The organism is Streptomyces capoamus (assembly GCF_014654935.1).
Lineage (GTDB): Bacteria > Actinomycetota > Actinomycetes > Streptomycetales > Streptomycetaceae > Streptomyces > Streptomyces capoamus.
Genome location: NZ_BNBF01000007.1, coordinates 282,689 through 293,106 on the forward strand (window position 1 = coordinate 282,689; position 10,418 = coordinate 293,106).

Annotated in this window: 7 protein-coding genes; all 7 read left to right on the forward strand. The window is 72.6% G+C overall.

Features of this window, described 5'->3' with window-relative positions; translation table 11 throughout:
• Positions 1–73 precede the first annotated feature (73 nt).
• Positions 74–1,348 carry an ArgS-related anticodon-binding protein NrtL gene (gene nrtL / locus IE312_RS14350; protein ID WP_189981736.1) on the forward strand — a complete coding sequence of 425 codons (1,275 nt, stop codon included), beginning with the start codon at positions 74–76 and terminating at the stop codon, positions 1,346–1,348.
• Between the two features lie 47 nt (positions 1,349–1,395).
• On the forward strand, positions 1,396–2,787 hold the full coding sequence (gene lysA, locus IE312_RS14355) for a diaminopimelate decarboxylase (RefSeq protein WP_189981738.1): 1,392 nt from the start codon (positions 1,396–1,398) through the stop codon (positions 2,785–2,787).
• 174 nt (positions 2,788–2,961) lie between these two features.
• Positions 2,962–4,251, forward strand: coding sequence for a homoserine dehydrogenase (locus tag IE312_RS14360; protein WP_189981842.1), 1,290 nt, complete (start codon positions 2,962–2,964; stop codon positions 4,249–4,251).
• Between the two features lie 6 nt (positions 4,252–4,257).
• A complete protein-coding gene (gene thrC, locus IE312_RS14365) occupies positions 4,258–5,316 on the forward strand; it encodes a threonine synthase (RefSeq protein ID WP_189981740.1) in 1,059 nt (352 codons plus the stop codon).
• A 370-nt stretch (positions 5,317–5,686) separates the two neighbouring features.
• Positions 5,687–6,604, forward strand: coding sequence for a homoserine kinase (thrB, locus tag IE312_RS14370; RefSeq protein WP_189981742.1), 918 nt, complete (start codon positions 5,687–5,689; stop codon positions 6,602–6,604).
• A 404-nt stretch (positions 6,605–7,008) separates the two neighbouring features.
• Entirely contained in the window at positions 7,009–9,051 is a 2,043-nt protein-coding gene (gene rho / locus IE312_RS14375; protein ID WP_189981744.1) for a transcription termination factor Rho, read from the forward strand.
• A 520-nt stretch (positions 9,052–9,571) separates the two neighbouring features.
• Positions 9,572–10,418 (forward strand): LCP family protein (locus IE312_RS14380; protein ID WP_229899722.1); only part of this gene is annotated, 847 nt, incomplete at its 3' end.

Sequence of the window (10,418 nt, forward strand, 5' to 3'; positions counted from 1 at the left end):
ACCGCCGGCCAGCCTCCACCGGCCCCGCCAACCCACCCCCTCCGTACCCTTCATCCCCCACTACCCTTGTCCCGTGACCCCCGTCGAGTTGTCCCGTACCGTGCTGAGCGCGGTGCGTCGTGCTGTCGATGACGGGGAGCTGAATGTGACCGTGCCCGAGCGGGCCGTGGTGACGGTGCCGGGGCCCGGGGGGTGCGGGGACTTCGCCACCAGCATCGCGTTGCAGCTCGCCCGGCCGGCCGGGCAGCCGGCGCGGCGGGTGGCGGAGATCGTGCGAGCCCGGCTCGCAGGTGCCGAAGGGGTCCGGGACGTCGTCGTCACCGGGCCGGGGTTCCTCAACATCAGCCTCGACGCGCAGGTCGATCCCGTCGCCGGGCTGGTGCGGGAGATTCGGCGGCAGGGCGCCCGGTACGGATACGGCGACGCCCTCGCCGGGCAGGTCGTCGCGCTGAGGGTGCCGTACGAGGTGCGGGCCGAGGTCGTCGCCGACACCGTCGTCCGGCTCGTGGCGGCGCAGGGCGGCCGGGCCACCGTAGAGCACGGCGAGCCCGTCGAACTCCGGCGCGTGACAGTTCCGGTGGTTGAGCCCGTCGGGCCGCGGCGCGTACCAGTTCCGGTGGTCGAGCCCGTCGAACCGCGGCGCGTGCCGGTTCCGGTGCTCGAGTCCGTCGAACCGCGGCGCGTGCCAGTCCCGGCGGCCGAGCCCGTAGGCCTGCCGACCACGCCCGCCGCCGCAGAGGTGGAGCTGGCCGACCTGCGGCCCGCGCCCGCCCCGGAGGCCGAGCCCGTCTACCCGCGGCCCCTGCCCACACGGCAGGCGAGCCCCACCCCGGAAGCGGAGCCCGCGCCCGTCGACCTGCGCCCCGTCCCCGCCCCCGAGGACCCCGCCCCGCTGGGGCCCGATGCCGCGCGGTGGGCGCTGTTGCACCCCGCCGCGCATGATCGGCCCCGGATCACCGCCGAGCACCTCGTGCAGCGGGAGGGCAATCCGCTGTTCCGGGTGCGGTACGCCCATGCCCGTGTCCGGGCCCTCGGGCGCAACGCCGCCCGTCTGGGGTTCGACGCCGAGCCCGGTCCCGTGGACGGTGCCCGGGGGCTGATCGCGCCCCTCGCCGACTACCCCCGCATCCTCTCCGCGGCCGCCATCCACCGTGCCCCGGACCGGCTCGCCCGGCATCTCGTCACCGTCGCCGATGCCGTGCTGCCCCTGCTGCCCCGCGTGCTGCCCGTGGGTGAGGAGAAACCCTCGGCCGCCCACCGTGCCCGGCTGGCCCTCGCCGAAGCCGCCGGGACGGTGCTGGCCGGTGGCCTGTCCCTGCTCGGCATCGACGCACCCGAATACCTCTGAGGCGAGCTGATGGGCCCCGGAGGGACAGAGAGTCTGAGAGTCACGTCATGAGTCGTTCCGCCCATCCCGCCGGGCCCCGCCACGCCGACGTCCTGCCCGAGGGCCACTACTCCGCGCCGCCCGCCGACCTCAACGCCCTGGACCGGAAGGTGTGGGCCGAGACCGTCACGCGCGGCGAGGACGGCGTGGTCAGTGTCGGCGGTGTTCCGGTCACCCGGCTCGCCGAGGAGTTCGGCACCCCGGCCTACGTCCTGGACGAGACCGACTTCCGGGCGCGCGCCCGGGCCTGGCGTACCGCGTTCGGTCCGGACGCCGACGTCTTCTACGCGGGGAAGGCCTTCCTGTCCCGGGCCGTCGTGCGGTGGCTGCACGAGGAGGGGCTCAACCTGGACGTGTGCTCCGGCGGCGAGCTGGCCACCGCCCTGTCCGCCGGGATGCCGGCCGAGCGCATCGCCTTCCACGGCAACAACAAGTCCGTCGAGGAGATTCGCCGTGCCGTCGAGGCGGGGGTCGGGCGGATCGTGCTCGACTCCTTCCAGGAGATCGTGCGGGTCGCGCACCTCGCGCAGGAGCTGGGGAAGCGGCAGAAGGTCCAGATCCGGATCACCGTGGGGGTGGAGGCGCACACCCACGAGTTCATCGCCACCGCCCACGAGGACCAGAAGTTCGGGATCCCGCTCGCCGGCGGGCAGGCCGCCGAGGCCGTACGGCGGGCCCTGCAGCTCGACGGGCTGGAGCTGATCGGGATCCACTCGCACATCGGGTCGCAGATCTTCGACATGTCCGGGTTCGAGGTCGCCGCCCACCGGGTGGTGGGGCTGCTGAGGGACATCCGGGACGAGCACGGGGTCGAGCTGCCCGAGATCGACCTCGGGGGCGGCCTCGGCATCGCCTACACCAGCGGCGACGACCCGCGTGAGCCGCACGAGATCGCCAAGGCGCTCACCGAGATCGTCACCCGGGAGTGCGAGGCCGCCCGGCTGCGCACGCCGCGGATCTCCGTCGAGCCGGGGCGGGCCATCGTCGGCCCCACCGCCTTCACGCTCTACGAGGTCGGCACGGTCAAGCCGCTCGCCGGGCTGCGCACGTACGTCTCCGTCGACGGGGGCATGTCGGACAACATCCGCACCGCGCTCTACGACGCGGAGTACAGCGTCGCGCTCGTCTCCCGCGCCTCCGACGCCGAGCCGATGCTCGCCCGGGTGGTCGGCAAGCACTGCGAGAGCGGGGACATCGTGGTCAAGGACGCGTTCCTGCCGGCCGACATGGCGCCCGGCGACCTCATCGCCGTACCGGCCACCGGCGCGTACTGCCGGTCCATGGCCAGCAACTACAACCACGTGCTGCGGCCGCCGGTCGTCGCCGTGCGGGACGGCGCGGGCCGGGTGATCGTCCGGCGGGAGACCGAGGAGGACCTGTTGCGGCTCGACGTCGGCTGACCGGGCTGACCGGGCTGACCGGCACCCCGCGCAGACGCGGGGCGGAAGATCTACGGTCTTACGCCCCCGTACAAATGAAATAGATGTCTCACGATCCGGACCAAGGGGAGAAACTGCCGTCCGGTGAGTGAGACTGGTCCAACCGTAGACGGTATGAGGAAACGAGGTCGGATGATGCGTACGCGTCCGCTGAAGGTGGCGCTGCTGGGCTGTGGGGTTGTCGGCTCAGAGGTGGCGCGCATCATGACGACGCACGCCGACGACCTCGCCGCCCGGATCGGCGCCCCCGTGGAGCTGGTGGGCGTCGCCGTACGGCGGCCCTCGAAGGTCCGCGAGGGCATCGATCCCGGCCTGGTCACCACCGACGCCACCGCCCTCGTCAAACGGGGGGACATCGACGTGGTCGTGGAGGTCATCGGCGGGATCGAGCCGGCCCGGACGCTCATCACCACCGCCTTCGAGCACGGCGCCTCCGTCGTCTCCGCCAACAAGGCCCTGCTCGCCCAGGACGGGGCCGCCCTGCACGCCGCCGCCGGGGAGCACGGCCGTGACCTGTACTACGAGGCCGCCGTCGCCGGGGCCATCCCGCTGATCCGCCCGCTGCGCGAGTCGCTGGCCGGCGACAAGGTCAACCGGGTGCTCGGCATCGTCAACGGCACCACCAACTTCATCCTCGACAAGATGGACTCGACCGGCGCCGGTTACCAGGAGGCGCTCGACGAGGCCACCGCGCTGGGGTACGCCGAGGCCGACCCGACGGCCGACGTGGAGGGCTTCGACGCCGCCGCCAAGGCCGCCATCCTCGCCGGCATCTCCTTCCACACGCGCGTGCGCCTGGACGACGTCTACCGCGAGGGCATGACCGAGGTCACCGCCGCCGACTTCCGCTCCGCCAAGGAGATGGGCTGCACCATCAAGCTGCTCGCCATCTGCGAGCGCTCCGCGGACGGTACGTCCGTCACCGCGCGCGTGCACCCCGCGATGATCCCGCTCACCCACCCGCTCGCCTCCGTCCGCGGCGCGTACAACGCGGTCTTCGTGGAGTCGGACGCGGCCGGGCAGCTGATGTTCTACGGGCCCGGCGCCGGCGGTTCGCCCACCGCCTCGGCGGTGCTGGGCGACCTGGTAGCGGTCTGCCGCAACCGGCTGAACGGGACCACGGGGCCGGGTGAGTCGGCGTACGCCGACCTGACCGTCTCCCCGATGGGCCAGGTCGTCACCCGGTACCACATCAGCCTCGACGTGGCCGACAAACCGGGCGTGCTCGCCCAGGTCGCCACCGTCTTCGCCGAACACGGCGTGTCGATCGACACCGTTCGGCAGCAGGGCAAGGACGGCGAGGCCTCCCTCGTCGTCGTCACCCACCGGGCCTACGACGCCTCCCTCTCCGGGACCGTCGAGGCACTGCGCAAGCTCGACACCGTGCGGGGTGTCGCCAGCATCATGCGGGTTGAAGGAGAGTAACCAGCAATGACCCACCAGTGGCGCGGAATCATCGAGGAGTACCGGGACAGGCTGCCGGTATCCGACACCACGCCGGTCGTGACGCTCCGCGAGGGCGGCACGCCCCTCGTGCCCGCGCAGGTGCTCTCCGAGCGCACGGGCTGCGAGGTCCACCTCAAGGTGGAGGGCGCCAACCCCACCGGGTCCTTCAAGGACCGGGGCATGACCATGGCCATCAGCAAGGCCAAGGAGGAGGGGGCGAAGGCGGTCATCTGCGCCTCCACCGGCAACACCTCCGCCTCCGCCGCCGCGTACGGGGTGCGGGCCGGCATGGTGTCGGCCGTCCTGGTGCCGCAGGGCAAGATCGCCCTCGGCAAGATGGGCCAGGCCCTCGTGCACGGCGCGAAGATCCTCCAGGTCGACGGCAACTTCGACGACTGCCTCACGCTCGCGCGGGAACTGAGCGAGAACTACCCCGTCGCGCTGGTGAATTCGGTCAATCCGGTGCGCATCGAGGGCCAGAAGACGGCCGCCTTCGAGATCGTGGACATGCTCGGCGACGCGCCCGACATCCACGTCCTGCCGGTGGGCAACGCGGGCAACATCACCGCCTACTGGAAGGGCTACAAGGAGTACGCCGCCGACGGCATCGCCGGCAGGACGCCTCGCATGTGGGGCTTCCAGGCGTCCGGCAGTGCCCCGATCGTGCGCGGCGAGGTCGTCAAGGACCCGTCGACCATCGCCACCGCCATCCGCATCGGCAACCCGGCCTCCTGGCAGTACGCGCTGGCCGCCCGCGACGAGTCCGGCGGGGCCATCGACGAGGTGACGGACCGTGAGATCCTGCGCGCCTACCGCCTGTTGGCTGCTCAGGAGGGCGTCTTCGTGGAGCCCGCCTCCGCCGCGTCCGTCGCCGGTCTACTCAAGGCCGCCGAGCAGGGCCGGGTCGACCCGGGCCAGCGCATCGTGTGCACCGTCACCGGCAACGGTCTGAAGGACCCCGACTGGGCCGTCGCCGGCGCCCCGCAGCCGGTCACCGTCCCGGTCGACGCGGCCACCGCGGCCGAGCGCCTGGGCCTGGCCTGAGCGCCCCGGATCCGGCCGCCCCGGCCGAGCGCCCGGGCCTCGCCCGAGCGCCCCGGCCGACCGCCTGGGCCGAGCGCCCGGGCCCGGCCCGAGCGCCCCGGATCCGGGTGATCCCTGACAGGGTGCACAAGGGGCTTACGACACGCATCGTGCGCCTCCTGTGCGCCCTATGTCGCCACAGAACCTTCCTTCGATAGGCTGTACCGAACCCGCCCTCGCACATGCCTCGCGCATGGCACGTGCCGCGCCGTCTCCGCGGCCCGACGGGTCCGTCGTACGTCATCGGATGTCCACCGCACACCGGTCGAATGTCCACCGAGTCCCTCGATGCCATTCGACCGCCACGCAGCTCAAGGAGTGTCTTCGAGCGATGGCCGGTCCAGCGTTCCGCGCCGCCGCCGTCCGGGTGCGCGTCCCCGCCACCAGCGCCAATCTCGGTCCGGGCTTCGACGCCCTGGGCCTCGGGCTGGGGCTCTACGACGACGTGGTCGTCCGGGTGGCCGACTCCGGGCTGCACATCGACATCGCGGGTGAGGGCAGCGAAACCCTCCCGCGGGACGAGCGCCACCTGCTCGTCCGTTCCCTGCGCACGGCCTTCGACCTGCTGGGCGGACAGCCCCGCGGCCTGGAGATCGTCTGCGCCAACCGCATCCCGCACGGCCGGGGCCTCGGCTCCTCCTCCGCCGCCATCTGTGCCGGCATCGTCGCCGCCCGCGCGGTGACCATAGGCGGCGAGGCCCGTCTGGACGACGCCGCGCTGCTGGAGCTGGCCACCGAGATCGAGGGCCACCCGGACAACGTGGCCGCCTGTCTGCTGGGCGGCTTCACCCTGTCCTGGATGGAGGGCGGCACCGCCCGCGCCATCAGGATGGAGCCGCACGATTCCATCGTTCCGGTGGTTTTCGTACCCGGGAAGCCGGTCCTGACCGAGACCGCGCGCGGTCTGCTCCCGCGCAGCGTCCCGCATGTCGACGCCGCCGCCAACGCGGGCCGTGCCGCCCTGCTCGTCGAGGCCCTGACCAGGCGCCCCGAGCTGCTGCTGCCCGCCACCGAGGACCGCCTGCACCAGGAGTACCGCGCCCCCGCCATGCCGGAGAGCGCCGCGCTGGTGGAGCGGCTGCGCGCCGACGGCATCCCGGCCGTGATCTCCGGCGCCGGGCCCACCGTCCTCGCCCTCGCCGACGCCGGCAGCGCCGACAAGGTCTCCCACCTCGCGGGTGGGGGCTGGGCCGCCAACCGGCTGGACCTGGACGCCCGGGGAGCGAGCGTGCTGCCGCTCGCGACCTGACACACGGTTGCCGGATTTGGAGAGGGGGAATGTTTGTTGGATCCGGTAGTGTTAACCTCAAGTCTGCACCCGACCCCACCATGGCGAGGTGCCTCGTGTCCCCGTCCGGGACAGACATTCTTCCGGGAGTCTCCCGCGCCACTCCGTGTTCCTTGCGCCGTACCTGGGCAGTACGTCGTATGCGGACACTGAGCGGGCCGCCGGGCACGCCCCGGAGCCGGTGCTACCACGCCACGTGACACTGGGTGTCACGGCTCGCGGAAGCGCCGATCACCGCACATTTCTTCCGCCGCTTAGGCGGACCACCGCCCCGGCACGGTTCACAGAAGACAGAACCGTAGCCGGACAGCACAACCGGTCGCCGAGCCAGACAGGCCGACGTCCGCTCCAGGGAAGGACCCTTCGTGAGCGACACCACCGATCTGATGGGCGCACGTGTCGACGAGACCGCTGCCGCGCCCGCCACGGACGCCTCCGCGCCTGCCACCGGTGCCGGCTCCCGGCGGCGCCGCGGTACCGGCCTCGAGGGCATGGTGCTGGCCGAGCTGCAGCAGGTCGCCTCGGGCCTCGGGATCAGGGGCACCGCGCGGATGCGCAAGAGCCAGCTGATCGAGGTCATCAAGGAGGCGCAGGGCGCCGGGGGAGCCCCCGCCTCCAAGGCCGACACCGCCACCGAGACCAAGCCCAAGCGCCGGGCCACCTCCAAGACGCGCACCGGCGAGTCCGCCGAGTCCGCCGAGAGCGGCGACGGCGCGGCGAAGAAGGCGGAGGCCCGGACCGAGGCGCCCGCCGAGAAGGCCGTGGCCCAGCAGCAGATCGAGATCCCCGGCCAGCCGGCCTCCGAGGACGCCCCGAGCGAGCGCCGTCGCCGCCGCGCCACCGCCGAGGCGGGCAGCCCGGCCCAGGGCGGCGCCGAGACCGCCGCCGAGGCCAGGAACGAGTCCAAGGCCGAGGCGCCCGCGCAGCAGCAGTCGCAGCAGCAGGGCGACGCCAAGGGCGACGCCGGTGACGGCGAGGGCCGTGGCCGCCGGGACCGCCGCGAGCGCGGCCGGGACCGCGACCGCCGCAACAAGGGCGACGACCAGCAGGGCCAGGGTGGCGGACGCCAGGACCGGCAGGACCGCCAGGACCGGCAGGACCGGCAGCAGCAGGGGGGCCAGCAGCAGGGCGGCGGCCGTCAGGACCGCAACGCCGGCCCGCAGGACGACGACGACTTCGAGGGCGGCCGCCGTGGCCGCCGTGGCCGCTACCGCGACCGGCGGGGCCGCCGGGGCCGTGACGAGATCGCCGAGCCGCAGGTCGCCGAGGACGACGTCCTGATCCCGGTCGCGGGCATCCTGGACATCCTCGACAACTACGCCTTCATCCGGACCTCCGGCTACCTGCCGGGCCCGAACGACGTGTACGTCTCCCTCGCCCAGGTCCGCAAGAACGGCCTGCGCAAGGGTGACCACGTCACCGGTGCGGTCCGGCAGCCCAAGGAGGGCGAGCGCCGCGAGAAGTTCAACGCGCTGGTCCGCCTGGACTCGGTCAACGGCATGGCGCCCGAACACGGCCGCGGCCGACCGGAGTTCAACAAGCTGACCCCGCTCTACCCGCAGGACCGGCTCCGCCTGGAGACCGACCCGGGCGTGCTGACCACGCGGATCATCGACCTCGTGTCGCCGATCGGCAAGGGCCAGCGCGGTCTGATCGTGGCCCCGCCGAAGACCGGCAAGACCATGATCATGCAGGCGATCGCCAACGCGATCACGCACAACAACCCCGAGTGCCACCTGATGGTCGTCCTCGTCGACGAGCGTCCGGAAGAGGTCACCGACATGCAGCGGTCGGTCAAGGGCGAGGTCATCTCCTCGACCTTCGACCGCCCGGCCGAGGACCACACCACGGTTGCCGAGCTCGCCATCGAGCGGGCCAAGCGCCTGGTGGAGCTGGGCCACGACGTGGTCGTGCTGCTCGACTCCATCACCCGTCTGGGCCGCGCCTACAACCTGGCGGCGCCCGCCTCCGGCCGCATCCTGTCCGGTGGTGTCGACTCGACCGCGCTCTACCCGCCGAAGCGGTTCTTCGGCGCCGCGCGCAACATCGAGGACGGCGGCTCGCTGACCATCCTGGCCACCGCCCTGGTCGACACCGGGTCCCGCATGGACGAGGTGATCTTCGAGGAGTTCAAGGGCACCGGCAACATGGAGCTCAAGCTCGACCGCAAGCTCGCCGACAAGCGCATCTTCCCGGCGGTGGACGTGGACGCGTCCGGTACCCGCAAGGAGGAGATCCTGCTCGGCAACGAGGAGCTGGCCGTCGTCTGGAAGCTCCGCCGCGTCCTGCACGCGCTGGACCAGCAGCAGGCGATCGAGCTGCTCCTCGACAAGATGAAGCAGACCAAGTCGAACGTCGAGTTCCTGATGCAGATCCAGAAGACGACGCCGACGCCGGGCAACGACTGACGTCCGCGCCGCACGCCGTAGCCGGCGGCACGCCGCAGGCAGCCGTCCGTACGCCGTGACCGAGGGCCGCTCCCCGCACCGGGGGGCGGCCCTCGTGCGTTCCGCCGCCGTCCCTGCCGCGGGCGGCCTCAACCCGCCGCGGCGCGCGCCCGGTTCGGGCCGGACGGCGGATCCGGGCGCGGACCCGGGCGCGGACCCACGCGCCGGCCCGGCCGTGCGCCGGGTGCCCGGCCGGACGACGCCTGTGCCGGGGTGCGCCCCCGAGACCTTCGCCACAGGCCGGCCGGCGGCCGACGGCTTCCGGCCGTGCCGCCGACCGGGCCGAAGCCGCAGGTGAGCGCGGTCCGAGCGGTCCCGCTGACTACGTTGTGTGCACATCGCCGTACGCGGGGCGCGCTGGGCGTTGTGCAACCCTTTTCCGAGTTTCTCCGTCTGACCGGGCGGAGCGACGATGGAGTGGTGACGACCGCGCCCGACCCTGACCGCAGGGGGTAACCGACCGCCGAGACCTAGGAGCGATGTGGCCGCCGAGAGCACTCAGCCCGCCATACCCGAGCCGGGCACGACCCAGCGCCGCCGGAGCAAGGGGCGCCGCCGCAAGGCACCCAGCACCGGTCGCAAGGCGATGCGCGCCACGGCCTGGAGCGCCGCGGGCGTGGTCCTGCTGGGCGGCGCCGGCGCCGGCTACCTCTACTTCAAGCTCAACGGCAACCTCCACAGCGTCGACATCAACCAGGCGCTCGGCAGCGACCGGCCCACGAAGATCGACAACGGCTCGGAGAACATCCTGGTCCTGGGCTCGGACACCCGCACCGGGAAGAACAGGAAGCTCGGCGGCGGCACCGACGACGGCAGCGCCCGCTCGGACACGGCGATGATCGTCCACGTCTACGAGGGCCACAAGAAGGCCAGCGTGGTCTCGATGCCCCGGGACACCCTCGTCGACCGTCCCCGGTGCACCGACACCAAGGGCACCGCCCACCCCGCCGCGTCCGGCGTGATGTTCAACGAGGCGTACTCCACCGGCGGCGCGGCCTGCGCGGTGAAGACGGTGGAGTCCATCACGGGCATCCGCATGGACCACTACCTGGAGGTCGACTTCGAGGGCTTCCAGAAGCTCATCGACGACCTCGGCGGGGTCCGGGTCACCACCACCAAGAACATCCGGGACCCGCAGAGCCACCTCGACCTCCGGGCGGGCACCCACACCCTGGACGGCGAGCAGGCCCTCGGCCTGGTCCGCACCCGGCACGGCGTGGGCGACGGCTCCGACCTGGGCCGCATCCAGCTCCAGCAGGCCTTCGTCAAGGCTCTGATCGACCAGGTCAAGCACGTCGGCGTCTTCACGAACCCGAAGAAGCTGTACG

What these genes read in the sequence shown, in the direction of transcription:
- thrB (WP_189981742.1), top strand. Translation starts at nt 5,687, where the DNA reads ATGGCCGGTCCAGCGTTCCGCGCCGCCGCCGTCCGGGTGCGCGTCCCC.
- lysA (WP_189981738.1), top strand. Translation starts at nt 1,396, where the DNA reads ATGAGTCGTTCCGCCCATCCCGCCGGGCCCCGCCACGCCGACGTCCTG.
- thrC (WP_189981740.1), top strand. Translation starts at nt 4,258, where the DNA reads ATGACCCACCAGTGGCGCGGAATCATCGAGGAGTACCGGGACAGGCTG.
- IE312_RS14360 (WP_189981842.1), top strand. Translation starts at nt 2,962, where the DNA reads ATGCGTACGCGTCCGCTGAAGGTGGCGCTGCTGGGCTGTGGGGTTGTC.